At 38.6% G+C, this 24,117-nt stretch carries 24 protein-coding genes; 8 read left to right on the top strand and 16 right to left on the bottom strand.

Annotated features, from left to right (window positions below; translation table 11 throughout):
* Nucleotides 1-210 precede the first annotated feature (210 nt).
* From ACRX5O_RS21590 to ACRX5O_RS21540, 11 genes are all read right to left on the bottom strand, one after another.
* Nucleotides 211-1,035, bottom strand: a complete 825-nt coding sequence (locus ACRX5O_RS21590; protein ID WP_433907839.1) for an aldo/keto reductase — start codon at nucleotides 1,033-1,035, stop codon at nucleotides 211-213.
* Between the two features lie 199 nt (nucleotides 1,036-1,234).
* Nucleotides 1,235-2,668, bottom strand: coding sequence for a Na+/H+ antiporter NhaC (nhaC, locus tag ACRX5O_RS21585; protein ID WP_433907838.1), 1,434 nt, complete (start codon nucleotides 2,666-2,668; stop codon nucleotides 1,235-1,237).
* A gap of 206 nt (nucleotides 2,669-2,874) precedes the next feature.
* Nucleotides 2,875-4,338: an NAD-dependent succinate-semialdehyde dehydrogenase gene (locus ACRX5O_RS21580; RefSeq protein ID WP_433907837.1), complete on the bottom strand. Its 1,464-nt coding sequence runs from the start codon at nucleotides 4,336-4,338 to the stop codon at nucleotides 2,875-2,877.
* Nucleotides 4,339-4,353: 15 nt separating this feature from the next.
* Nucleotides 4,354-5,703: a 4-aminobutyrate--2-oxoglutarate transaminase gene (gabT, locus tag ACRX5O_RS21575; protein ID WP_433907836.1), complete on the bottom strand. Its 1,350-nt coding sequence runs from the start codon at nucleotides 5,701-5,703 to the stop codon at nucleotides 4,354-4,356.
* 60 nt (nucleotides 5,704-5,763) lie between these two features.
* A complete protein-coding gene (locus tag ACRX5O_RS21570) occupies nucleotides 5,764-7,134 on the bottom strand; it encodes a putrescine aminotransferase (protein ID WP_433907835.1) in 1,371 nt (456 codons plus the stop codon).
* Nucleotides 7,135-7,154: 20 nt separating this feature from the next.
* Nucleotides 7,155-8,627: an aldehyde dehydrogenase family protein gene (locus ACRX5O_RS21565; protein WP_433907834.1), complete on the bottom strand. Its 1,473-nt coding sequence runs from the start codon at nucleotides 8,625-8,627 to the stop codon at nucleotides 7,155-7,157.
* Nucleotides 8,628-8,801: 174 nt separating this feature from the next.
* On the bottom strand, nucleotides 8,802-10,931 hold the full coding sequence (locus tag ACRX5O_RS21560; protein ID WP_433907833.1) for a sigma 54-interacting transcriptional regulator: 2,130 nt from the start codon (nucleotides 10,929-10,931) through the stop codon (nucleotides 8,802-8,804).
* Between the two features lie 111 nt (nucleotides 10,932-11,042).
* Complete coding sequence (locus ACRX5O_RS21555; protein ID WP_433907832.1) at nucleotides 11,043-11,291, bottom strand: biotin/lipoyl attachment domain-containing protein; 249 nt, start codon at nucleotides 11,289-11,291, stop codon at nucleotides 11,043-11,045.
* Nucleotides 11,292-11,307: 16 nt separating this feature from the next.
* Nucleotides 11,308-11,595, bottom strand: a complete 288-nt coding sequence (locus tag ACRX5O_RS21550; protein WP_433907831.1) for an SAV0927 family protein — start codon at nucleotides 11,593-11,595, stop codon at nucleotides 11,308-11,310.
* A 14-nt stretch (nucleotides 11,596-11,609) separates the two neighbouring features.
* Nucleotides 11,610-12,908, bottom strand: coding sequence for a Glu/Leu/Phe/Val family dehydrogenase (locus ACRX5O_RS21545; protein WP_433907830.1), 1,299 nt, complete (start codon nucleotides 12,906-12,908; stop codon nucleotides 11,610-11,612).
* Between the two features lie 696 nt (nucleotides 12,909-13,604).
* Entirely contained in the window at nucleotides 13,605-14,078 is a 474-nt protein-coding gene (locus ACRX5O_RS21540; protein ID WP_433907829.1) for a hypothetical protein, read from the bottom strand.
* Nucleotides 14,079-14,252: 174 nt separating this feature from the next.
* Here ACRX5O_RS21540 and ACRX5O_RS21535 point away from each other — a divergent pair, with 174 nt between their 5' ends.
* The 5 genes from ACRX5O_RS21535 to ACRX5O_RS21515 all read left to right on the top strand — a co-directional run bounded on the left by ACRX5O_RS21535 (nucleotide 14,253) and on the right by ACRX5O_RS21515 (nucleotide 18,980).
* Nucleotides 14,253-16,304: a bifunctional diguanylate cyclase/phosphodiesterase gene (locus ACRX5O_RS21535; RefSeq protein ID WP_433907828.1), complete on the top strand. Its 2,052-nt coding sequence runs from the start codon at nucleotides 14,253-14,255 to the stop codon at nucleotides 16,302-16,304.
* 123 nt (nucleotides 16,305-16,427) lie between these two features.
* The gene (gene scfA / locus ACRX5O_RS21530) at nucleotides 16,428-16,577 is read left to right on the top strand and encodes a six-cysteine ranthipeptide SCIFF (protein WP_119709914.1); all 150 of its coding nucleotides are present in this window, start codon (nucleotides 16,428-16,430) and stop codon (nucleotides 16,575-16,577) included.
* A gap of 66 nt (nucleotides 16,578-16,643) precedes the next feature.
* Nucleotides 16,644-18,029 carry a thioether cross-link-forming SCIFF peptide maturase gene (gene scfB / locus ACRX5O_RS21525; RefSeq protein ID WP_433907827.1) on the top strand — a complete coding sequence of 462 codons (1,386 nt, stop codon included), beginning with the start codon at nucleotides 16,644-16,646 and terminating at the stop codon, nucleotides 18,027-18,029.
* Nucleotides 18,030-18,140: 111 nt separating this feature from the next.
* The gene (locus tag ACRX5O_RS21520; protein ID WP_433907826.1) at nucleotides 18,141-18,344 is read left to right on the top strand and encodes a DUF3896 family protein; all 204 of its coding nucleotides are present in this window, start codon (nucleotides 18,141-18,143) and stop codon (nucleotides 18,342-18,344) included.
* A 129-nt stretch (nucleotides 18,345-18,473) separates the two neighbouring features.
* Complete coding sequence (locus ACRX5O_RS21515) at nucleotides 18,474-18,980, top strand: undecaprenyl-diphosphatase (RefSeq protein ID WP_433907825.1); 507 nt, start codon at nucleotides 18,474-18,476, stop codon at nucleotides 18,978-18,980.
* A gap of 68 nt (nucleotides 18,981-19,048) precedes the next feature.
* Here ACRX5O_RS21515 and ACRX5O_RS21510 read toward each other — a convergent pair whose 3' ends face one another.
* Nucleotides 19,049-19,333 carry a hypothetical protein gene (locus ACRX5O_RS21510; RefSeq protein WP_433907824.1) on the bottom strand — a complete coding sequence of 95 codons (285 nt, stop codon included), beginning with the start codon at nucleotides 19,331-19,333 and terminating at the stop codon, nucleotides 19,049-19,051.
* Between the two features lie 229 nt (nucleotides 19,334-19,562).
* Here ACRX5O_RS21510 and ACRX5O_RS21505 point away from each other — a divergent pair, with 229 nt between their 5' ends.
* Nucleotides 19,563-19,841: a hypothetical protein gene (locus tag ACRX5O_RS21505; protein ID WP_433907823.1), complete on the top strand. Its 279-nt coding sequence runs from the start codon at nucleotides 19,563-19,565 to the stop codon at nucleotides 19,839-19,841.
* Nucleotides 19,842-19,893: 52 nt separating this feature from the next.
* Here the strand turns inward: ACRX5O_RS21505 and ACRX5O_RS21500 are convergent, their stop codons facing one another.
* Nucleotides 19,894-20,223: a hypothetical protein gene (locus tag ACRX5O_RS21500; protein WP_433907822.1), complete on the bottom strand. Its 330-nt coding sequence runs from the start codon at nucleotides 20,221-20,223 to the stop codon at nucleotides 19,894-19,896.
* A gap of 194 nt (nucleotides 20,224-20,417) precedes the next feature.
* Between ACRX5O_RS21500 and ACRX5O_RS21495 the strand changes: the two genes are divergently transcribed.
* Nucleotides 20,418-20,771 (top strand): SHOCT domain-containing protein, encoded by a 354-nt coding sequence (locus tag ACRX5O_RS21495; protein WP_433907821.1) that lies wholly within the window; start codon nucleotides 20,418-20,420, stop codon nucleotides 20,769-20,771.
* An 86-nt stretch (nucleotides 20,772-20,857) separates the two neighbouring features.
* On the opposite strand, the gene ACRX5O_RS21490 is transcribed toward ACRX5O_RS21495, so the two are convergent.
* On the bottom strand, nucleotides 20,858-21,763 hold the full coding sequence (locus ACRX5O_RS21490) for a cupin domain-containing protein (RefSeq protein WP_433907820.1): 906 nt from the start codon (nucleotides 21,761-21,763) through the stop codon (nucleotides 20,858-20,860).
* A gap of 176 nt (nucleotides 21,764-21,939) precedes the next feature.
* Here ACRX5O_RS21490 and ACRX5O_RS21485 point away from each other — a divergent pair, with 176 nt between their 5' ends.
* Entirely contained in the window at nucleotides 21,940-22,767 is an 828-nt protein-coding gene (locus tag ACRX5O_RS21485) for a sulfurtransferase (protein WP_433907819.1), read from the top strand.
* 710 nt (nucleotides 22,768-23,477) lie between these two features.
* On the opposite strand, the gene ACRX5O_RS21480 is transcribed toward ACRX5O_RS21485, so the two are convergent.
* A complete protein-coding gene (locus ACRX5O_RS21480; RefSeq protein ID WP_433907818.1) occupies nucleotides 23,478-23,786 on the bottom strand; it encodes a spore coat protein in 309 nt (102 codons plus the stop codon).
* Nucleotides 23,783-23,989 carry a hypothetical protein gene (locus ACRX5O_RS21475; RefSeq protein ID WP_433907817.1) on the bottom strand — a complete coding sequence of 69 codons (207 nt, stop codon included), beginning with the start codon at nucleotides 23,987-23,989 and terminating at the stop codon, nucleotides 23,783-23,785. The genes ACRX5O_RS21480 and ACRX5O_RS21475 overlap by 4 nt, the downstream gene beginning before the upstream one ends.
* Nucleotides 23,990-24,117 lie beyond the last annotated feature (128 nt).

Raw genomic sequence — 24,117 nt, 5'->3', positions numbered from 1 at the left:
AAATTTTATAATTATGAAAGATTACAAAAAAGACTAAACGGCCTTAGTCCCTTAGAATACAGGGCTAACGCCGCTTAATGTCGTTTTTTTATTTCCGCTGTCTACTTGACGGGGGGCACTTCACAATTCATGCGTCTTTTCTTGTGTATTTTAATAAGAAAGTACCCGAAAACGGAACCCTTTATCCTTTAGAACAGTCGTTACCCGTTATTATCTCTTGTTAAACTCGTTTGGATTTGGACCTTTGCGTCGGTCACGATTGATTCCATTGATTTGATCCATTTCCTGTGTGGAAAGCTCAAAATCAAATACATTAATGTTTTCTTGTATTCTAGATGGTGTAACAGACTTAGGTATAACGATTGAATTATTTTGTAAATGCCATCTTAAAACAACTTGAGCAGACGTCTTACTATGTGATTCAGCTAGTTTAATAATCACATCATCTTGTAGCACTTCTCCACCTTGATCAAGGGGGCTCCACGCTTCTACAAAGATATCATGCTTAGCGCAAAACTCTTTCAATTCGTTTTGTGCTAAATATGGATGACACTCGATTTGGTTTAAGACCGGCTTAACTTCACATTCGTTAAGAAGTCTCTCTAAATGCTCAATTTCAAAGTTACATACACCAATAGCTTTTACTTTACCATCATGATATAGCTTTTCCATCGCCTTAAACGTTTCAACATATGTATCGTACTCTGGTGTTGGCCAGTGAATTAAGTATAAATCGATATAATCAAGACCTAATTTTTTTAGACTTAAATCAAAAGCTTGTATTGTGCTTTCGTAACCTTGGTCACTATTCCAAACCTTCGTTGTAATGAATAATTCTTCGCGAGGTACGTTGGATTCTTTAATCGCTTTTCCTACACCCTCTTCGTTTCCATAGATCATAGCTGTATCGATGGAACGGTAACCCGCTTCAATTGCCGCAGTTACAGCAGCAGTAGCCTCGTCATCTTTTACTTGCCAGACTCCGAAACCAAGCTGTGGCATTTTCACTCCGTTGTTCAACGTTACAAAGTTCATATTCATTCTCCTTTTTCGAAAGATTTACTTGATAACCTTGGAAGAAATTGTTTTCCTTGTTAATTTTAATAAAGATATTCTTAAATGAAAAGTTAAACGCTTCCGGATAATAGTTTTATCTAAGCGCACCTTTTTATCCACTGTATTCGTACGCTCAAACAGAGAAAAAACTGTAGACAGCCATCTACAGTTTTCTCCATTATAACATTACACTTACTTCATTATTTTCTGAAACCTGCTCTTCCATTTTATTGTCTTTGGGAAGCTTCTCAATTTTAAATCCTGTATACGCGTAAATAATGGCTACAATTGGGCTGATAATACAAAGCAATGCATACGGTGCATATTGAAAGGTAGATACTCCAAGAGTGGCGGTCATAAATGCACCACATGTATTCCAAGGAACAAGTGGAGAGGTCATTGTCCCCGCATCTTCTAGTGTTCGAGATAAATTCTTTGGATGGAGTTCACGTTTACGGTAGGCAGTTAAGTACATTCTTCCAGGCAGTAGAATTGATAAGTACTGATCACAAGCGACGATGTTAGCAGTGATACAGGTTGCTACCGTTGTTGTTATTAAACTGCCTGTTGATTTCGCCATTTTTAAAAGGCTTGTCACAATCGTATTCATGATTCCACTCGTTTCTAAAATTCCCCCGAAGCTCATCGCAATCATAACAAGCGATACGGTGTACATCATCGCTTCCGTTCCACCATTGTTAAGCAAATTATCTAATACTTCATTTCCGGTCTCCATTTCAAAGCCGTATACCATAATGGCTAAAACACTGCCGATTGATTCTCCCTGAACTACGATAGCAACGATCCCCCCTAGAATCGATCCTATGACAAGACCGGGGATTGCCGGTGTTTTCATAGCAATGATCCCAAGAACAATAACCGGAATAAGAAGTAACCATGGACTGATAATGAAAATATCCGCTAACTCTTGTTGAAGTGTAGCAATGTCACTCACACCAGATCCTTTACCTTTGAACGTAAGGCCGATAAAAAAATAAATGACTACTGACAGAACAAGTGCTGGTATCGTCGTATAGAGCATATGACGAATATGGTCAAATAGTTGAACACCTGTGATCCCAGGTGCCATATTCGTTGTTTCTGACAGAGGAGAGATTTTATCTCCAAAGTAACATCCAGAAATGACAGCCCCTGCCACCATAGCAGGATTTATTCCTAATCCAATTCCCACTCCCATAATGGCAATCCCTATTGTACCAGCTGCTGTCCATGCATTCCCCGAAGCAATCGCAACCACGCTACAAATGATGGCAGCAGCAGGAAGGAAATAGGTGGGAGATAAAATATCTAATCCATAATAAATCATGGTCGGAACAATTCCGCCTGCTAACCATGTTCCAATAATCGTTCCAATAATCATTAAAATAAGTAACGCTTGGAGTGCAAGAGAGACAGCTTTGATAATTCCTTGTTCAAGCTCTCGCCAAGTATATCCTAGATAAATAGATACTAGTGATGCCACGGTGGCGCTGAGTAAGAGCGGAATATGAGGATCTGCTTCAAACATGAAAATTCCTGTAAATAAAAATACAATCATGGCTCCGATCGGGATCAAAGCAACTGCTAGTGAAGGCTGTTTCTTTTCTTTCATTATCATCCCTCTTTCAATAAAAAATAGATTCCTATTTTCTTATTGCAAATTCCGTGCCAGATTTAATATTCTTAATTTTCTGTAATAACATTACTTTTTCCTGCTGCTTTGAAATCAGTTCTGCATAATCCATTCAATTTTGCATAATTTACTTTTTATCATGAAAAAACCTGGCTCCAAATAGGAACCAGGTTTTTGATCATGTTTTATATATTTAGTCCAATCGAAATATATTTTACTTCTAAAAACTCTTCCAGTCCGTGGTGGCCCCCTTCTCGACCTAAACCACTTTCTTTATATCCTCCAAATGGCGCTTGTGCCGTTGATGGAAGCCCATCATTTAAGCCGATAATTCCGTATTCAAGTTCCTCACTTATTCGGAAGGCACGACTTAAATTTTCAGTAAACACATAAGCAGCTAAGCCGTAAACGGTATTATTGGCTCTCGCAATCACTTCTTCTTCAGTTTGAAAAGTTGCAATCGCGGCTAGCGGTCCAAAAATTTCTTCTTCCACACACATCATTTGATCATTTACATTTGTAAGAATCGTAGGTGGAAAGAAAAATCCTTCTTCCCCATCTTTCTTATCTCCTTGATACACAATCTTTCCGCCTTTATGAATCGCATCGTCAAGGATTTCATTTACTTTATTTACAGCTGGTTGGTCAATTAGCGGTCCAATATCAATTCCTTCTTCCATACCGTTACCGATTTTGAGCTTGCTTAGTTCATTTTTAAAAAGCTCGACAAATGGCTCGAGGATTCTTTCTTGGACGTAGATACGGTTCGTACAAATACATGTTTGTCCGGCATTACGAAACTTCGAGGCTAATAGTCCCTTGGCTGCTTTTTCTAAGTCTGCATCGTCCATAACGATAAAAGGTGCATTTCCGCCTAATTCTAGCGAAATCTTCTTCACCGTATCAGCAGCACCTCTCATAAGTACCTTCCCAACTTCAGTTGAACCCGTAAAGGTAAGCTTACGAACGCGTGAATCCTTTAACCAAGCATCGCCAATTTCTTTTGATTTTCCGGTTACTACGTTAAATACACCAGCTGGAATGCCTGCTTTTTCCGCTAACTCTGCTAGTTTCAGAGCAGTTAGAGGCGTTTGCTGAGCTGGTTTCACCACCACCGTACAGCCAGCAGCAAGAGCGGGGGCTACCTTTCTCGTAATCATGGCAGCTGGAAAATTCCAAGGAGTAATCGCTGCTACAACCCCAACCGGTTCTTTTCTAATTAAAATTCGCTTATTTGGATGTGTGGCCGGAATCGTTTCTCCATAGATTCTCTTTCCTTCTTCCGCATACCAAGAGAGAAAACTATTGGCATAATTCACTTCACCGATTGCCTCATGGACGGGCTTTCCTTGCTCCATTGTCATCACTGTACCAATTTCCACTTTATGCTCATCAATGAGGTAGAACCATTTCATGAGCAGCTGACTGCGTTCGTCTGCCGTTTTTTTGGACCAAGTTTTAAACGCCATATGGGCGGCATCTACCGCTGCCTTTGCTTCCAACGTTCCTCCATTCGGAATCATCCCGATCACTTCATTAGTTGCAGGGTTCATAACATTGATGAATGCCTCGCACTCGTCACCGATCCATTGACCATTAATATACATTTTGTATAATTGCTTTTTTTGAAAAGCGATATTCGAACTCATCTGCTTACCCTCTCTTTATATATATTGGGGAGATAAAACAGCTTCTAAGGATTCTTCTAAGATCAACAATCCTTCTTCAAGCTGATCATCTGAAATCGTTAAAGGCATTAATAGTCTTATTACATTCCCAGATATCCCTGCGCTGAGTAACAGCAATCCTCTATTGGTGGCCTCTCGAATAATGCTACCAACTAGTTCTTTATCTGGCTGTTTAGAAGTCTTATCCTTTACAATTTCAAACGCACACATCGCCCCTAACCCACGGATGCCATCCACTTGCTCAAATCGATCGGACCATTGTTGAAACTTGTTCATTACTAATCTTCCAATCCGTTCCGCTCTTGCATTCAATTGCTCTTCTTCTATTATATCTAGGACAGCGAGAGCAGCTTGACACCCTAGCGGACTCCCCGCATACGTTCCACCAATTTCTCCTGGCTGACTTACATTCATAATCTCTTCTCGGCCAATCACTCCGCTGATTGGAACACCAGCTGCCATAGACTTTGAGATCGTTAGAAGATCTGGCTCTACGCCAAAATGTTCGATTGCAAAGTAACGGCCCGTACGCCCAAAGCCGGTTTGAATTTCATCTGCAATAAATAATATTCCGTGTTCTTTACAAATAGTATAAACCCGCTGTACAAATTCCCGATTTGGAACGATAAAGCCTCCTTCTCCTTGCACCGGCTCCATGACTACTGCCGCAATCGTTTCTGGAGCGACCTCCGCAAGAAGGAATTGCTCAAACTGCTGGATCATGTATTCAGTATATTGTTCTTCATTCATTCCATTTGGCTTCCGATATTCATATGGATATGGAGCTTTATATACCTCAGGAGCAAATGGTCCAAATCCATATTTATATGGTTTCACTTTGCTTGTCATCGTCATCGTCATTAACGTTCGTCCATGAAAACCTCTCGTAAACGACACAATTCCTTGTCTTTTCGTATATTTTCTAGCAATCTTCACTGCATTTTCAACAGCTTCTGCACCACTGTTAAAAAAGGCTGCTTGTTTTGGAAAATTGCCAGGAGCGAGCTTTGTTAATTTTTCTGCCAACTTGATATAAGATTCATACATCATGACATTAAATCCGGTATGAACAAAGTGCTCCGCTTGATCCTTTAAAGCCTGAACAACCTTCGGGTGGGAATGGCCAACATTGATCGTTCCTATAGCACCAGCAAAGTCGATAAATGTATTGCCATCAATATCCTCCACCAAGGCTCCCTCCGCCTTATGAACAAATGCAGCACAATTGTTACTAATTCCTTGTGGAACGACTTTTTTCCTTCTCTCTAATAACTCCTTTGATCGTGGTCCAGGGATGGACGTTTTGATTTGAACAAATTGTTTCATGTATCCGACACCTTCCTAAATGGAAAAGGAGGCTCCCCTCCTTTTCCACGTCTATATTTTTTAACGAATGGTTTGTAGAACTTCTTTAAAGGTTTGTATAACTGTATTTACTTCGTCGTATTTAATCGTAAGTGGAGGCTCAATTCGAATTGTTTTTGAGTTTACTAGAGTTCCAGCAACAAGAATTCCTCGTTCAAACATTCCTTTAGAAACTTCCCAGCCAATTTCATCACGTTCAAATTCGATTCCGATCATCAAACCTTGGCCTCGAATTTCCATTACAAGATCTTCATGACCTTCGGCAGCTTCTTTTAATCCTTGTAAGAAATATTCTCCTACTTCGGCCGCGCGAGCTGGTAAGTTCTCTTCTAACAGAACGTCGATCGTTGCAATGGCAGCCGCACATGCAAGTGGGTTTCCACCAAATGTAGTTGTATGCATGAACGGATTATCAAACCAGCTTTTAAACACCTTTTCTTTTGCGACGATGGCACCTGCTGGCATCACACCACCACCAAAGGCCTTGGCAAGACAAAGAATATCAGGAACGACTTGATACAAGTCTGATGCGAACATTTTACCTGTACGCCCCATACCCGTTTGTACTTCATCAAAGATCAGTAATGCATCATATTGGTCGCATAGCTCACGAACCTGTTGAAGGTAACCTTCAGGTGGAAGAATGATTCCACCTTCTCCTTGAATCGGCTCTAACAGTACCGCAGCAACATCTTCTCCAACGAGTGCACAGGTTTCAAATGTTTTTCTCATCATATCAATGTCACCAAATGCTACATGGCGAAAGCCTGGAATCAAAGGTAAGAATGGTTTACGGAACACTCCTTTTGCTGTTCCTGAAAGAGCCCCGAGACTTTTCCCATGGAAAGCACGAGTAGTAGAAATAAAGGTGGTTCTGTCGCTATACATTTTGGCAAGTTTTAATGCAGCCTCCACACTTTCCGTTCCACTATTGGTAAAGAAAGAATATTTTAAATCTCCTGGAGTAATATCTGCTAGTATTTTTGCCAACATCGCACGAAGTGGATCTAATAAATCTTGGCTGTGCAGAGCTTGACGCTTTAACTGATCACTTACAGCCTTCACCACTTTTTCATTCCGATGACCCACATTGTATATCCCAAATCCGCCAAGACAGTCTATATATTCCTTTCCATTCACATCCTTAAAGCATGAATCCTTATCTGACCATTCAACCGCTGCCGATAGTCCGCCCTCTGTAACGGTTTTTCGGTAATCAAGGAATCCCGGATTCACATGGTCACGGAAATGCTGGATTGTTTCCTTAGAAATCCAGTTGGCCTCCGCCTCTGTGATCTCCTCTTTTTCTATCATTTCTAACACCTGTTTAATGTACTGATGTACGTTCTTTTCCTTTACTTCCTCTTGTTTTCTCTCAATATTGGTACTCATATGATCTCTCCTATTCACGTTTAATTTGAAAACCAACCAATGGGTTCGACTTGTAAATTTATATTAATCTGCTTCATTTCTTGATAGGTTTCGAGACCGTACGTTCCAAGCGCACGCCCGAATCCGCTTTGCTTATATCCGCCCCAAGGCGCCTCATTGTACGTATTATGGAAGGTATTAATCCAAGTAATTCCCGCTCGAATTTGTTTTACAACACGAAGCGCCTTAGCTCCATCTTTCGTAAACACAGCTCCAGCTAGTCCGTAAAGGGTTCCATTTGCTAACGCAATGGCTTCCTTCTCGTCTTTGAATTTTTCGATCACAACGACTGGACCGAAGATTTCTTCTTGAACAATTCTCATATCCAAGTTTGCATCAACAAAGACAGTGGGCTCTACAAAGTATCCGTCCTGCAAACCATCTTTTTCGATCCGCTTTCCCCCACAAACCAACCGAGCTCCTTCGTTCTTTCCAATCTCTATATAAGAGAGAACTCTTTCCAAATGCTCTTTGCTTACTAAAGGACCCATTTCTACCTCTGGATCATTCCCTGGTCCCACCTTGATTTGATTCGCACGTTCAACAAAGCGAGAAACAAATTTCTCGTAAATCTCTTCTTCTACTAAAATACGAGAACCTGCTGCACAAATTTGCCCTGCCCCTGCGTAGATACCAAATAATGCGTAATCTACCGCTGTTTCAAAGTCAGCATCAGCAAACACAATATTTGGTGATTTCCCTCCAAGCTCCAACGATAATTTCTTAAGGCTGTCTGCCGCTACCTTCATAATTTGTTTCCCTGTCTTTGTACCACCTGTAAAGGAGACAAGGTCAACGTCTTTGCTCTCTGCTATTTCATTCCCAACCATATCACCAGATCCCATCACCATATTGGCGACACCTTTTGGCAAACCTACCTCTTCAAAAATTTCAAATAATCTTGTGGGAGTTACTGGAGTCACTTCGGACGGTTTATAAACAACCGAATTTCCTGCGGCAATTGCAGGCGCTAGTTTCCAAACACTTAATAATAAAGGATAATTCCACGGAACAATTAACCCACAAACTCCGACTGGTTCACGGACGACGATCCCTTGAACCGGATCGGAGACTGGATACGTCTCACCATTAGGCTTTGTAATTAAGCCCGCATAATAACGGAAACATGCAGCGGCATCCGCCACATCAAAGCTAGCTTCCCTTAATGGTTTTCCATTGTCTAATGTTTCTAGTTCCGCTAACTCCACTGCTCGCTCCTCAATTTTTTCAGCAATTTTAAATAAATAAGCCGCTCGTTCAGCCGGAGGAGTTTGTGACCAAATCCCGCTTTCAAAGGTGGACTTTGCGATCAGAATGGCTTCCTTTACATCCTCGATTGTTCCTTCGGCTGCTTGTGCAATTACTTCACCTGTTGCTGGATTAAAAATGTCACGTGTTTCTTTATTTTGTGATTCTCTCCATTCGCCATTGATATACATCCTTAACGCATGCATGTTAATCAATCCTCCTTTTTTATAAGTAATGCAAGAACTGTGCCAACACTTATCTCTTTGTTTGCAAGGAACGAATAAAAAAAAGTTATGCAGTTTTGCATAACCTTAGTTAATTTTGCATAACTTCCTTTTCTACATAAAAAATGGCACAGACATTTGTCTGCACCACTCTATTTAAAAGGAGACTTCGCCATACTTGGCTTGTCTATCATTCATGATTTTTTGATACTTTCTACTAACGGATGACTGGCTGATGCCGAGGGCTTTTGCTGCTTTTGTCGTGGTTTTATATTGCTTCATCGCCAATAGTATTAATTGCTCCTCAATATAGTCTTGTGCTTCCTGAAGCGGCATGACATTCGTGAATACTGGTTTCTCTTTATTAAAATTACTAGTAAAAGATAAAAATTGTTTCACAAAATCAGCATCCAGAGCTGGGTGATCAGCCGACACCGCTAATCGTTCAATCATATTTTGAAGCTCACGAATATTTCCTGGCCATGAATACACCTCAAGTAAATTCAATGCATCTGGTGTAAAATGATAGTTTTTATTATATTTTTCATTCAGCCTTTGAAGAAAATGATACGCCAACAGAGGTATATCTTTTGGACGTTCTCGTAAAGGTGGGACATGAATAGGAATCACATTCAAACGATAATATAAGTCCTCACGAAAGGTTCCTTCTTGAACCATTTTTTCTAGCTTTTTGTTTGTCGCTGCAACAATTTGTACATTGATCGGTATCGGAGTCGTACTTCCAATTGGAACGACTTCTTGTTCCTGCAGAACACGTAACAATTTCACTTGAAGGCTAACAGGCATTTCGCCAATTTCATCTAAAAATAAAATTCCTTGGTTAGCTTTTTGAAAGTAACCCTCTTTCCCATTTTTATCAGCACCTGTAAATGACCCTTTGCTGTACCCAAACAACTCGCTTTCTAATAGATTCTCAGGAATCGCCCCACAATTAAGCTTTAGGAACGGTTGGTTTGCGCGACTTCCACTTTGATGAATGGCCTGTGCAATCAATTCCTTTCCTACACCTGATTCCCCCGTAATTAGAACAGTAGAGGAAAAATGAGAAATCTTCGTAACATGCTCCATAATTTGTTCCATTTTTGGACTACAGTAAATGAGTCGGTTAAAGAAGCGATCTTTATTTTTAATCCTTTCAAGCTCCTGCTTATATTGGTCCGATTGCTTCTTCACTTCACGTAATTCTGATTTTAACTTGGTTGTTTCTGTTATATCCCTTGAAGCAATAATGATTCGGTCAATATTTCCATTTTCATCAAAAATCGGGTTACCTACCGCTAGAATCCGCTTATTTCTCTTTGTTTCCTGAACGACTGATACCTTTTTCTTCTGTTCCAATACTAACCGGGTAACAGACGGTGTGAATAGACCTTCACCTTCAAGCTCCAAAAGGTTCTTCCCGGTTAGTTCCTTTAATTCCACTCCCCAAAAATCAGAAAGAAACGTTTCACTATATCGAAGCAGCTCTCCTTTATGGTTCACTACTAAAATTTCGTCATAAATCGTTGATAAAATGGCATTTAAATCTTTATTTAAATTCTTGATATGTTCAATTTCCATGGCCATATCCTCAACCATTGGCAAATCTTGAACGATAATAATAATTCCTTCTACTTCATTATGAAAGTCGAAAATCGGACTATAATCCACTAGAACACCCATTGTATCAGTGATCTGAATTTGATTTAATATCGTTTGACCAGATGCAAACACTTGGTGAATATGTTCCCCGTGGAAAATGGAGTCAGCTGGCTTTCCGGAAACATCCTCTGAAGTTAGCTTCGTCATTCGTAGGCCTGACTCATTAAAATTAATAATCTTCTTTTCACGATCGACAACGAATATTCCCATTGGAATTGAGGTTAAAATCACCTTTAGTAAATCGACACTTCCATGTGGCTCTTGCTTGAATAATAGTGCAAGCACATCCTCCCGTTTGATATAACCCGATGGCTCCCCTTGATCATCGATTACAAGCGCAAATGGTTCACCGATAATTTGAAAAAGAACAGGAACAGAAATCGTATTATTTAACTTGGACACGTTGGTCATGGGAACTGCTTTTGCTTGAAAAATGTTTGATAGACTGCTAGTTTCGCTAAGATGCACATCTTTCATTTGAATATAGGAGAGTATCTCCTCATCTTTTTTAAGAAAAAGAATGGGCTCATTGTGCTGTTTAAGACATGCTGCCCATTGTTCTTCATGATCATTCAAATCAATAGAGATGATGGGTCTTATCTTATCTTTTTCTAAAGTAAACAAACGTCCCCCTCCTTCTATCCTTTTCTTTCAATTATATACTGCAAAAATATTAATTTTCAAATTTTCAAACAAGTAAGAAAAAGGGAGATGGATCAGCCATCTCCGCACGCCTCAGTCACAACCTGTTGGAATCAAATCATCTTTAATAAAGGCAAGGACCATGCCAGGTATAATACAGTCACCTGTGTTTACTTCTATTGAAATGACTTCTCCACTAAGCCCCACGCTCACTGTTTCCAGATGTCCATTTTCCGTTCGAATCGTAAATAATTTTTCCCATTCATAAATTCTTGAATGAACCTCAATCGCTACTTCCTCTACCTTCCCACTAACAGTACTTACAACAAATTCGTGATTCATGCCTCTCCCTCCTAGATTAATATTGATCAGACACTCTTTTATGGTTGAGTACCATCTTAAAAAACGCCTTACAATCCTCGATATCTACATCGACAATTCCTAATCGTTCAGCCCAAAACTCATCATTCTCAATATCCTCTTGGCACATTAACGCCCACTTCCCCGCTTGCATAGAAACGACCATTGCTTTATCAAAAAACTGATGTGAATAAACAATCGTAAAGTCATAGCGGTGCGATCCAATAGATAAGCAATAATAATGGATGGGTTGCGTTTCTCTTTCTTCTAATAACACCTCAACCATTTCCTCAACCCCTCTCATATTTTGATCCAGCCGCGAAGCTGTGACGTTTCTGCTAAAGCCTGTATCCCCACGATATAAGCAGCTACTTTTAAGTTTGTGCGATACTTTTTACTCACTTGGAGGATTTGCTCAAAGCTGGTTTCCATTTTTTCTTTTAATTTCTCATCGACCTCTCGCTCTGACCAATAATATCCTTGATTGTTTTGGCACCATTCAAAATAAGAGACAATCACTCCTCCTGAATTCGCTAATATGTCAGGCACCACGAGGATTTCCTTTTCCTCAAGTATGTTTATCGCTTCCTTTGTTGTCGGTCCATTTGCTGCTTCAAGTACAATTTGACATTTTATCTTTTCCGCATTACGTTTCGTAATCTGACCGCCAAGTGCTGCCGGAACAAGGACGTCACACTCTTTTTCTAGTAATTCTTGATTCGAGATCGTTTTCTTAAATAGATTTGTTACTACACCAAAGGAATCACGACTATCAATTAAATACGGGATGTCTAAGCCCTTTTCATCATAGATGCCACCAAGCACATCAGAGATCCCGACAATCTTCGCTCCTAACTCATACAAGTACAAAGCCAAATGACTTCCGACATTTCCAAAGCCTTGAATGATAATCTTTAAATCTTTTATGGGAAGCTTCTTTACTTCTAACACCTTTTGAAGTGTATATAGTAATCCTTTTGATGTAGCGGTTTCGCGCCCTTTTGATCCACCTAAAGCAACAGGCTTTCCGGTAATAAATCCTGGATTATCAAACTCACGAATGAAGTTGTATTCATCAAGCATCCAAGCCATAATTTGTGAGTTCGTGTACACGTCGGGCGCTGGAATATCTTTTGTTGGTCCGACGATTTGGCTAATCGCTCTCACATAGCCCCGGCTTAACCGTTCCAACTCTTGTAAGCTCATTGTTCGAGGGTCACACACAATACCCCCTTTGGCCCCTCCATAAGGAAGACCTGTAATCCCACATTTCATACTCATCCAACCAGCCAAGGCTTTCACTTCTTCTGGTGTGACATCTGTATGAAATCGAATGCCACCTTTTGTTGGACCTGTCGCATCATTATGCTGAGCTCGAAACCCTCGAAAAATCTTGGTCGTTTGATCATCCATACGAACAGGGATTTTCACTTCGAGAAAACGCAAGGGCTCCTTCAAAAGCTCAAACACTTCATCAGGATATCTTAGAATATCCATCGCTTCTTTTAAGATCGAATGAAATTCTATCAAGGGATTGTCTTGAACTTCTTCCTTTTTTTCGACCATTTGATTTTTCGACTCCATGATTGAGTCAGCCATGATAACACCTCATTTTTAGAATTTACTTTTGAGAGATGCAAGAGCCGTGCCAACTCAGGGAAGTCACATAAAGAAGGCTTTATCCTTTAAACCATTACAATTCACTTCCACTGAAATGCATAAACTATTCAATTCTGCATAATTAAAACCACAACAAAAAATCCCCTTTAACATGACCGTTTACCTAGTCACCAATAGGGGATTGGAAAATGCTTTCTCTATACTTGATTTGTTCATAGAAGATAACTGACAATGTTTGTATGATTAAAAATATAGGAAATGATAAGGCTATATGATACCCTTTTTGTAGAGTGATGATCCCTAACTGGGTAAAAAGCCAATGAGCACTCACTCCGACGATCGCCCACGCAAACACATAAAAAATAACCTTCTTCTTATTAATTTTAAACCTATGATATAAATAAAAAAAGAAATACCCAAAAGGACTAAATAAAAGGAAATATATCACATCCGTCACTTCATAAGAATTCGAATCGTTAACCCTATAAAAATCGAGAAGTCCCCCACCTATCGTAAACTCGAATAATATCCCTACTGTAAAACCCCAAACCAAAGTCAAAAGCGTGATATGTGGTTTGAATGTTTTTTTCCTTAACACAAGAAATAAGACAACATAGAAAAAAGTAAGTAAAATCAAAAGGTAAATTTCATTGTTGTCAAATTGCTTCCACATTATCATAACAGGGTTACCTCCTCTTTTTTAAGCTTTCTATACAACTGTAAAGAGAAGTACGCTATTAAATGAAGAGAAATAAAATATAAAACGTCGTACAACGTATTCCAATTAGTTAGCTTTGTAATATTAAGAAAGTTCCCTATCATCTTTAATACAAGAAGAATAACCGTAGATAGACCTACGTATAAATAAGCCTTTCCATTCACATTGGCTGATCTAACGGCATTTAACGTAATAACAATGATCAAAGGGATACCAATACTCCGATTAATTAAAAAGGCTGTATAATCCAAGGGTTGTCTTGATAATTCAAGAAACTTAAACTCTTCAAATATGATCCAAGACCAGTTCACGCTTACGATTAATATAATTAAAAATACAAATATATTCTCAACAAAAGAAAGTGATTTTTTCATTACCGTAAACAATACAGTTACAAGCCACGATACAAAGAAAAAAAAGACGAAACCCAAATTACTCCTCCTCAAAAGTTTTGTTTATCTTTTACCAAAATACTTTGATATATGCATTTCTGCATAAAAATGAAATTTTTCCCACCACTTTATAATTATTATAAATAACCGATATAAATGATACACCATGTCTCTTTGTAACAGAGATAGAACGTCACAACAAAGGAGAACCACATGTTTACTGTACCAAACTCCGTCTTCATTCTTGAAAGTGAGTATAACCTTTCACTTGTCATTTTATCTATATTAATAGCCTGTAGTGCCTCTTATACCGCACTTTCTTTGAATGAGAGAATCCAACAAAATAGCTTCTTTCATCGTTTTATTTGGATTGGATTAGCTTCCGTAGCCATGGGCTTTGGCATTTGGTCCATGCATTTTATTGGGATGGGTGCAATAAATCTTCCCTTTGATATGCAGTACGACCCTTTTGTAACACTCCTTTCTATCAGTCCTGCCTTAATTGCATCGCTTTTAGCCTTTTATATAGCTAATCGCCAGAAAAAGAGCATCTTTGCATTTATTATTTCTGGAGTCATTATGGGATTGGGCATATCAACGATGCATTATATGGGCATGGCCGCAATGAAAATGGAGGTTCATCATGCCTATAAGCCTCGAATTTTTACTGGATCCATTGTGATAGCGATGACTGTTTCCTTCGTTGCGCTTTACATTTTCTCTTCATTGCAACGTTTGATGGACCGTAGAGTGATCAAAATCGTGACAAGCTTAATCATGGGCTTAGCGATTTCCAGTATGCACTATACCGGGATGGCTTCTGTTGTTTTTTATGTAGATGCTGACACAGTGATTCCTACAAACCACTCTCATGAAAATCATACATGGATTCTAGTGCTAGCGGTTGCCCTTGGAACTTCCGTTTTGCTCATTCTTTCTAGTTTATCAGGAGCATTGGATCGATACGTTGATTACCGAATGAACTTTTTTGATCCATTAACGAAGCTTCCTAATCGACGTCAGTTTGAAAGGACGATTCATCAACTATTACACGCTAATACAGTAGCTATTCTTCATATTCATGATCTAGAAAAATGGAATATTGGATATGGATACAAGTTTGGAGATAGAATTCTTACCGAAGTAAGTCAGTTACTATTGCAGTTAAATTCAACTTCTTTAGAGGTTTATAGAGTAGAAGGCAACCGCTTTGCTTTCATTTGTAAGGAAGACTCAAATGAAAAACTAAAAATAACATTAGAGAGAGTGTCCTCTATTTTAAAAATCCCCTTACAGTTCGATGACCATTCTGTTCTTGTTAATACCGTCAGTGCCCTAGCTGTTAAAGAACGCAATGAAACTGCGAGCCAGCTTTATGCTAATGCTGTTGCAGTCCTGCATCACCCGTCAATCGAATATAATAATCAAATCGTGGAGTATGATTCAAGGATTCATACGTATAATTTTGAACAGCGCCTCTTGTCTGATATTGATATGGCCATGGAGAAAGATCATTTGTATATAGTATATCAACCAAAAATTAATGCCTCTTCACAGGAAATCTCAGGTGTCGAAGCACTCATCCGTTGGAATCACCCTGTTCATGGCTTTCTCTCACCCGGTCTGTTTATTCCGGCGTTAGAGAAAAGCGGAAAAATGTTTGATGTCACTGATTGGGTCATTGATAAAGTATGTCAGCAGCTCGATCAGTGGAATAAAGAAGGTCATCCTGTGTTACACGTAGCTGTTAATATTCCTGGCACCTATATTACATCTGCACGACTGCTAAAAACTCTTAATCATTGTGTGGAAAAGTATGATATTTTGGCAAAAAATCTCGAACTAGAAATCACGGAAACAAGCGTCGTAAGTGATATTGAAAACGCGATACGGGCAGTAGGAGACATACGAAAACAAGGATTTTCTGTAGCTCTCGATGACTTTGGTACAGGTGTTTCTTCCTTGTCGTATTTAAAAAGATTACCCATTTCCACGTTAAAAATTGATAAATCCTTTGTAGACGGTGTCCCAGAGTCTAAAAAAGAATCTGCGATTATTACCGCTATTGTCTCTCTCTGTCATTCGTTGGACATAGAAACCGTAGTTGAAGGGGTAGAAAATGTGAAACAATTCAACTATTTAACCTCCATGCCCAAGAGTCCAACCATTCAGGGCTTCTATTTTGCAAAACCAATGAAACAAGAGGAACTGATCTCTTGGATGAAGCAGTTCTATTCGCAATGTGATGGAGTTGCTCCTTTCTAATCATCTTCTTAAAAGTACCGCGCTCGTGATGCGGTACTTTTTTGTGTCTGCTGTGACATAAAGCATATGGTCATCCCGTTTGAAAATGATATGCTAGCGGTGCACAAAAGGAGGGATTTCAATATGAAGCGAATTATAACACTTAGCACTCGCAAACTAGTAGATACAGTAAAGCACGGTGGTTGTGGTGCTTGTCAAACATCTTGCCAGTCAGCCTGTAAAACTTCTTGTGGAGTGGCTAACCAAAAATGTGAGAACACCTTGAATAGATAGAAATACATATACCGCCCACTTTATCCAGATGGGCGGCCATTTTTTGTAAGGAGATTAACCATACATATGATCCATCAATATAAATTAAACGGGTACAACATTGTCCTAGATACGTACAGCGGCTCTGTCCATGTGGTCGATGAACTTGCCTTCGATATCATCGGTCTTTATGAACATGCTTTTTCGGATAAAATTGTGACATCGATGCTGGAAAAATACCGGATGAATCCAGAGATCACGGAAGTAGAAATACGAGAAACTCTTACAGATATTCAGGAACTAATCAATCATGGACAGCTTTTTACTGAGGATGAGTATAAAGACCTTTCCATTGATTTGAGAAATCGCAAAACCTATGTTAAGGCACTTTGTTTTAATGTTGCACATACTTGTAATCTTTCCTGTGATTATTGCTTTGCTAGCCAAGGGAAATATAACGGTGACCGAGCTATAATGAGCTTTGATGTTGGAAAAAGAGCCATTGACTTCTTATTAGAAAACTCTGGGCACCATCGAAACCTCGACATTGACTTTTTTGGTGGAGAACCACTTATGGCATGGAACGTTGTCAAACAAATCGTTTCATATGCACGTAGCAAAGAGAAGGAATACCATAAGAAATTTCGTTTTACTTTTACTACGAACGGGATGCTTTTAAACGAGGAAGTAACCGAATTTTTAAACGAAGAAATGGATAATGTCGTTCTAAGCCTAGATGGCAGAAAAGAGATACACGATCGACTTCGTAGAACCGTTAATGGAAAAGGCAGCTATGACCATATCGTTCCTAAGTTTCAGCAGTTCATTAAAAATCGTGGAGAGAAAGAATATTATGTTCGGGGAACTTACACACATGACAATGTCGACTTTACAAATGACATTTTTCATATCGCAGACCTTGGCTTTGATAAGCTGTCCATGGAACCGGTTATTTGTGATCCACAGGAACCTTATGCCCTAACCGAAGAAGATCTTCCCGAGATCTATAACCAATACGAAATTCTTGCGAAGGAAATGCTCGCTAGAAACGAAAAGGGAAAAACATTCACCTTCTACCATTACATGCTGGATTTATCCGAAGGTCCTTGTATTCAAAAAAGAATCTCAGGTTGCGGCTCTGGAACGGAATACCTGGCCGTTACACCATGGGGTGAACTCTTCCCTTGTCACCAATTCGTTGGCGATGAAGAATTTAGCATGGGAAACATCTGGGATGGAATTACAAAGCCAGAAATACAAGCTCAATTTAAAGGTAGCAACTGCTACTCAAAGCCAGAATGCCAGAACTGCTGGGCCAAACTTTATTGTAGCGGTGGTTGCCCGGCTAACTCACTACATGCAACAGGCTCCATTAACGGAACGTTCGAATTCAGCTGCGATATTTTTCGCAAAAGAGTCGAATGCTCGATGATGGTTAAGGTTGCTGAGTCTATTCAAGCGATGGAAATATAGAAATGCAAAACCACCCATTGCCGAGAATTATCCTAAATGTTCACGTATTTGAAAAGAAATCTGCATCGTTCCTTCATCTTTCTTATGTAATATAAAGGAGAGAGGATAATCTTGGAATATAAAGAAAGGGTGTTTCTAATGAATTATGATGAAATCAAACACGACATCACTTTGAAAATTGAGGGTTTACAAAAAAGATTAGAAGACCCAGATTTACCCCCCTCCGAATCGGAAATGATTCAGAATATGATTGACAACTACCAGTATATTTCAGAGCTTGCGGAAATGAATCATTATCATAGAGGATTACTATAGTATTTTTTACAAGGACTTGGTTTTTCTAGTCCTTGTATTTTTTTGTAGTAAAAGTAAAAACAGTTTCCACATATTTCTTACATAGTAGGGGCATTTTATTACCTATTAATAGTGTAAGGAGAACTCAAAGTGAACGAAAAATTATTCAAGTCAATTAATCAATACTCAGGTCGTTTTTCTCTCTTGGATTTTTTAATGATATTTGTATCGAATAAAACTCGTTATGTCTTTGTCTTTGTGTTAATTTTTATGTGGTTTAAAAATGGCCCTTACAGAAAAGCAGTTTATAAAGCGGGGACTTCTGCTGGGATTACGTTACTTATCCATACTTTGATTAAGCTGTTTTATTTCAAACCAAGACCATTTGTGAGACGACGAGTTGGAATACTTATTCCTTCAAAAAGAGATTCGACCTTTCCAAGTAAACATACATTACTTGCTTTTGCTATTTCTACTTCTATTTATCTTTATAACCGTGTAATAGGTTCCATGTTGTGGGTTTTAGCCTTATTAACAGGTTTCTCTCGTATTTGGGTAGGACACCATTATCCATATGATATTTTAGGGAGTGCCGTTATCGCTACCATGACCAGTATGATTTTAGATAAGACCACAAGGCGGAATGCTGCACGTTAAATAGTAGCTCTGAAAAAAACTTAAAGAATACCCATCACAAGGATGGATATTCTTTAATTAAGGCTTTATTAATTGGTTTTTTCAGGGCCTTTATTAGGAACTAATTCTTCGGCAATTTCGGCTAGTCCAGCCAAATTTCCCATTTTACTCATTTTTCCTATATCAATATTATTCATTATGTTATTAACAGGAGATTGCATTTTTTTATTTTTTCTTAATCGAATGGCAGCTGCACTAACTCCTAAACTTAATAACGAACCCCATATCCATCCTCTACCATTCCTTTTCTTCCCGAATAATGCCATTAAAGGTTTTCTTCTTATTTGAAAAAGAGACATGATCCACTTATTCATTTTTACCCCCACCTTCTTCTGATATATAAGCTTCATTTATCATTATTAGAATTCTCCTTAAAAACGTAAGCATCCTGATCAAATTTTGGTTTTGGTTTTCTAGCGTATAAAACTTCCTTTAAACAAACAATCCAAAATATACCACACAAGAAGTCGAATAATGATTTTAATTTAAGGCAAATTATATGTACTACATGATTTCAAATAAGACATAGGAGGATGATGAAGAATGAGTAAAAAGTGGTTATACACTACCATTACTGCATTGTTGTTACTAGTCAATGTAACCGGCTGTACCGCAGATAATGATAATAATCTTGAACCAGATGATGATGTCAATTACAGACCAGTACGCTACAATCAAAACAATGATGATGTGGACCTTGACACCAATCCAAGAGATGTAAGAGATGTTAAACAACCTGGAGAAATGGACACTCCATTTAACATGGATGAAGAAGAACCCGATCCAGATGAGGAACCTTCTGAAGAACGCAGAGGAGACTAAGTTAAAAAATGAAAAAGGGTTGTCGGGAAACTTATCCGACAACCCTTCTTACTTACTGAAAGTTCTTGCTATTTTCTGATCCCCCTGTTCCGTGCATATTCTTATAATGTTCCTCTAATTGCTGAACAGATAAATCTGGATGCATGTTCATCATATGTTCTTTCATCTGACCGAAATTCATGTTTTTAACGTTCATCATTGATTCCATGTCTCTATTCATCATTTCTTTCATTTCGGAATCGGAGCTTACCATCTTATCCATCATCATGTTTTCGTTTGTAATCCCTTCACTTTCTTGGGCGGAAACGTAATAAATCCCTGTACCTCCTCCGATGAGTAATCCAGCTCCTAACGTAATGGCGATTAGAGTCTTTTTCATCATGCACCTTCTCCTTTATTAAAATTTAGTTTAATAATACTTCCTCATGCATTTACTATCACTACACCCTTACTATAGAAAAGAATCATGGAGAAAGTATGGAGATTTAGAATAATCCTTAAATTTTAAATTGAAATTCCAGTTTTAGACCTTCACCTCAGTAGGAATAAACATATAATAATGATGAGGTGCTTACTATGTGTGTTTCTAATAATGCATTTGAATTTCAGGCATATAAAATGAGTGAACAAATAATTAAGCATACAATTTATCATCCTGTGAAAGTCGTTTATTTTGGGGAGAAAGAGGCAGATGTACACCAAATTAGTGCAATAGAGCTAATTACAAAAATTATTTTGCAGGACAACGAAGGACATGTTTATGAGGTGGAACCGAGCGAAAACGGGGTGAGGTTTGCCAAGGGAGAAATCACCTATCAAGAGTATTTACGGCGAGGAAAAAGGGATATTAGGAACCTAATTACTTATTCTTCTGCTTCCATTGGCTTCCTATTGATTATGAGTTGGGCATTGGTCGAATATTTTATTTAAGAACCGTGTCTTTTTACCATAAAAAAGGCATGACATAGCTAGTCATGCCTTTTTGCTGTCTTTATCTACAAAGATTTAAGTGATTTCTAATGATCTTCTTCAGCTGCCAATGCATCAGCCTTCGTTTCATGAATGGTTCCAAATGGATGCTGTGGAGGAGCATATATCGAGTAAAGTTTAAGTGGTGTATTTCCCGTATTGATAACATTATGCCATGTACCTGCTGGTATCATAAAAGCAAAATCATCAGCTACTTTTTCCTCAAAGTCAAGCTGATCTTTCTGGGCCCCCATTCGAACAATCCCTTCACCCTCTTCAACCCTTAGAAACTGATCAAGATTAGGGTGTATTTCTAACCCTATGTCTTCTCCCACATTAATGCTCATTAAGGTTACCTGTAAATGAGTTCCTGTCCATAAAGCTGTCCGAAAGGTATCGTTTTGTTTGGTAGCCTTATTAATATCCACAACAAAAGGTTTTCTTCCATAATCTGTTACTCGCGGGGAGAGTTCTTCACTTAAAAATCTAAGACACGCAGCATTCTCTTGTTCTCCAGTTAATGCCCATAAAAATACATTCTGTATCATTGGATGTTGAATAAGCGAAAAACCTTTTTGATATTCTTCATACCCCTCTACTTCGGCTTCATACGCCTTTTGCAACCCATCTCTGTAGCTAACAAAAGGGATTTGTTCGAGTTGGTATACTGGCACAGTTCCAGTAAGTTGAATATAGAGATTGTTTAACTGTATAAGTTGGGCTTTTTTTCTTTCTAATGCATACAAAATATCATTCTGATGCATCTCATTTGGAGCTACCTGAACTAACTGTCTATATAGTTCAATGGCTTCTGCTTCTCTTTTGATTCCACTAAGCAGGACATCAAATACTGGTTGAACATTCTCCTCATGATTCCTATTCATATAATTGGAAGAATAAGTCGAAGGATTTACCCAATAAGGATATGAATATGGATTTGAAACATTATACATGTTGGTCATTCCCTCCAGAATTTTATAAACCATCATATGCCTCTGGGTAAAAAATGTACTTTGATTTACATAATTAAAATAGTTGACACATTTACTAAAACATTGAACCAAAACAATTTATGTTATATTCAAGATATAGTTTTTTTAGAGAAACTGTACATTGAGGAGGATTGTATATGAAATTTATAGTACATAAAGAATGGCTTCTTAAGCATCTGAATCAAGGAGATGTAAGAGTCATCGATTGCCGCTTTGCACTTGCCAACCCTGAATTAGGAAAGCTGGAATACGATCACAATCATATTCCAGGAGCAGTTTATTTTGATTTAGAAAAGGATCTTTCAGGACAAGTGGGTATTCATGGTGGAAGACACCCTATGCCTGAAATAAACGAACTAAAAGAGAAACTTGAAATCGCAGGCATTAATCAAGATACAACCATTGTCGCTTATGATAACGGTGAAGGAGCCTATGCAGCTAGGTTTTGGTGGATGCTATCTTATCTAGGACATAAAAAAGTATATGTACTTGATGGAGGATATAAAAATTGGACAAAAGCTAATTACCCTACGACAGCTGATGTACCCGTTTTTGAAAAGTCGAATTTCCATGTTGACCTACAGCCTTATTTATTGGCTGACGTAAAAGAGGTGCAAGAAGTCGTATCTGGAAAGCATCCAAACATCGTATTAATCGACTCTCGCGAGAACAAAAGATACTTAGGAATAGAAGAGCCCATTGATAAGAAGAAAGGCCATATTCCAAGCGCCATTAATAAGCCTTGGATGGAAGGACTTCATGAGGGATATTACCATTCTATTAAAGATCAAAAAGAGAGGTTTTCAGATATAGATTCTGAAAAGGAGCTGATCGTTTATTGTGGGTCGGGAGTAACGGCTGTTCCGAACTTCCTAGCATTAAAAGAAGCAGGCTTTGAACATGTGAAACTGTATCTAGGTAGCTTTAGCGATTGGATTTCTTATGAAGACAATGAAATAAAATGAATGTGAAAAAGCCTTTCCAAAGGCTTTTTCCTTCTAGTCCTGTCCGAATAACCCCCGGATTCTGACTTCCAAAGGCAATTTCCTTCTAGCTCTGTCTGAATAACCTCTGGATTCGGACTCTCAAAGGCAATTTCCTTCTAGTCCTGTCCGAATAACCCCTGGATTCAGACTCTCAAAGGCAATTTCCTTCTAGCTTTGTCTGAATAACCTCTGGATTCGGACTCTCAATGGCAATTTCCTTCTAGTCCTGTCCGAATAACCCCTGGATTCAGACTTCCAAAGGCAATTTCCTTCTAGCTTTGTCTGAATAACCCCCGGATTCAGACTTCCAAAGGCAATTTCCTTCTAGCTCTGTCTGAATAACCTCTGGATTCGGACTCTCAAAGACAATTTCCTTCTAGTCCTGTCCGAATAACCCCTGGATTCAGACTTCCAAAGGCAATTTCCTTCTAGCTCTGTCTGAATAACCTCTGGATTCGGACTCTCAATGGCAATTTCCTTCTAGTCCTGTCCGAATAACCCCTGGATTCAGACTTCCAAAGGCAATTTCCTTCTAGTTCTGTCCGAATACCCCCTGGATTTGGACTACCAAAGGCAATTTCCTTCTAGTCCTGTCCGAATAACCCCTGGATTCGGACTACTAAAGGCAATTTCCTTCTAGTTCTGTCCGAACCCTTTACTAATATAGTTAGGCTTTCTTTTATACTATTTTATTCACTTTTTCGTTGTGCTAATTGAAGGGCTGTGTCTGATGCGGTAAAATCAACCGTTAATTGCTCGCTCAAGTTATGAGGATGATAAAAACCCCTTGATACCATATAGTTTGTAATATTTTCATGAGTTTGGATCGCAGCCCGCAAATGTTCTCTTAAAACAGACCGTAATTCAGGAGTAGCAGCTTCAGTAATAGCCACCGTATAATTTCTTACTCCCGCTTTGGCAGAAATTAAGAAATCTGTCGCTATCACCTGATCCGTTAATCCACCCATTCCCACCATATTTTGAATCAAATGGTTCATTGCTGTTCCTCCCTATTGGTCAAAAATTGCTTTAATTCTTTAACCTGTTGCTGACCTGCTATCATATCATTTGTCAGAATTGCCTTTAAATCCTCATCTTGAGCTAACGCACTCATTGTTGTTGACTTCGTTAAACTGATGCTTTTAAAAGTCAGAAGCTCATGAACATCCACCGTCTCATGTAGCCCTAAGTATTTAACCATCCTTTTCACTCCATTAGAATCATATTTGCACTTTTATATTTTCAAACAGATACCTACTATTCATTCGTAATTATTATCAAAAGTAGCATAAAAGAAAAAGTAGTATGGAGAAAATAAGTTTGATTAGT

The organism is Robertmurraya mesotrionivorans (genome assembly GCF_050971805.1).
Taxonomy (GTDB): domain Bacteria; phylum Bacillota; class Bacilli; order Bacillales; family Cytobacillaceae; genus Robertmurraya_A.
Note: the sequence above shows the minus strand (reverse complement) of the source record. Positions and strands in the feature narration are given on the sequence as shown.

Coding starts and splice junctions, on each gene's coding strand:
- ACRX5O_RS21590 (WP_433907839.1), bottom strand. CDS start 1,035: ATGAACTTTGTAACGTTGAACAACGGAGTGAAAATGCCACAGCTTGGT.
- nhaC (WP_433907838.1), bottom strand. CDS start 2,668: ATGAAAGAAAAGAAACAGCCTTCACTAGCAGTTGCTTTGATCCCGATC.
- ACRX5O_RS21580 (WP_433907837.1), bottom strand. CDS start 4,338: ATGAGTTCGAATATCGCTTTTCAAAAAAAGCAATTATACAAAATGTAT.
- gabT (WP_433907836.1), bottom strand. CDS start 5,703: ATGAAACAATTTGTTCAAATCAAAACGTCCATCCCTGGACCACGATCA.
- ACRX5O_RS21570 (WP_433907835.1), bottom strand. CDS start 7,134: ATGAGTACCAATATTGAGAGAAAACAAGAGGAAGTAAAGGAAAAGAAC.
- ACRX5O_RS21565 (WP_433907834.1), bottom strand. CDS start 8,627: ATGCATGCGTTAAGGATGTATATCAATGGCGAATGGAGAGAATCACAA.
- ACRX5O_RS21555 (WP_433907832.1), bottom strand. CDS start 11,291: ATGAATCACGAATTTGTTGTAAGTACTGTTAGTGGGAAGGTAGAGGAA.
- ACRX5O_RS21550 (WP_433907831.1), bottom strand. CDS start 11,595: ATGGTTGAGGTGTTATTAGAAGAAAGAGAAACGCAACCCATCCATTAT.
- ACRX5O_RS21545 (WP_433907830.1), bottom strand. CDS start 12,908: ATGGCTGACTCAATCATGGAGTCGAAAAATCAAATGGTCGAAAAAAAG.
- ACRX5O_RS21535 (WP_433907828.1), top strand. CDS start 14,253: ATGTTTACTGTACCAAACTCCGTCTTCATTCTTGAAAGTGAGTATAAC.
- scfA (WP_119709914.1), top strand. CDS start 16,428: ATGAAGCGAATTATAACACTTAGCACTCGCAAACTAGTAGATACAGTA.
- scfB (WP_433907827.1), top strand. CDS start 16,644: ATGATCCATCAATATAAATTAAACGGGTACAACATTGTCCTAGATACG.
- ACRX5O_RS21510 (WP_433907824.1), bottom strand. CDS start 19,333: ATGAATAAGTGGATCATGTCTCTTTTTCAAATAAGAAGAAAACCTTTA.
- ACRX5O_RS21505 (WP_433907823.1), top strand. CDS start 19,563: ATGAGTAAAAAGTGGTTATACACTACCATTACTGCATTGTTGTTACTA.
- ACRX5O_RS21500 (WP_433907822.1), bottom strand. CDS start 20,223: ATGATGAAAAAGACTCTAATCGCCATTACGTTAGGAGCTGGATTACTC.
- ACRX5O_RS21495 (WP_433907821.1), top strand. CDS start 20,418: ATGTGTGTTTCTAATAATGCATTTGAATTTCAGGCATATAAAATGAGT.
- ACRX5O_RS21490 (WP_433907820.1), bottom strand. CDS start 21,763: ATGTATAATGTTTCAAATCCATATTCATATCCTTATTGGGTAAATCCT.
- ACRX5O_RS21485 (WP_433907819.1), top strand. CDS start 21,940: ATGAAATTTATAGTACATAAAGAATGGCTTCTTAAGCATCTGAATCAA.
- ACRX5O_RS21480 (WP_433907818.1), bottom strand. CDS start 23,786: ATGAACCATTTGATTCAAAATATGGTGGGAATGGGTGGATTAACGGAT.
- ACRX5O_RS21475 (WP_433907817.1), bottom strand. CDS start 23,989: ATGGTTAAATACTTAGGGCTACATGAGACGGTGGATGTTCATGAGCTT.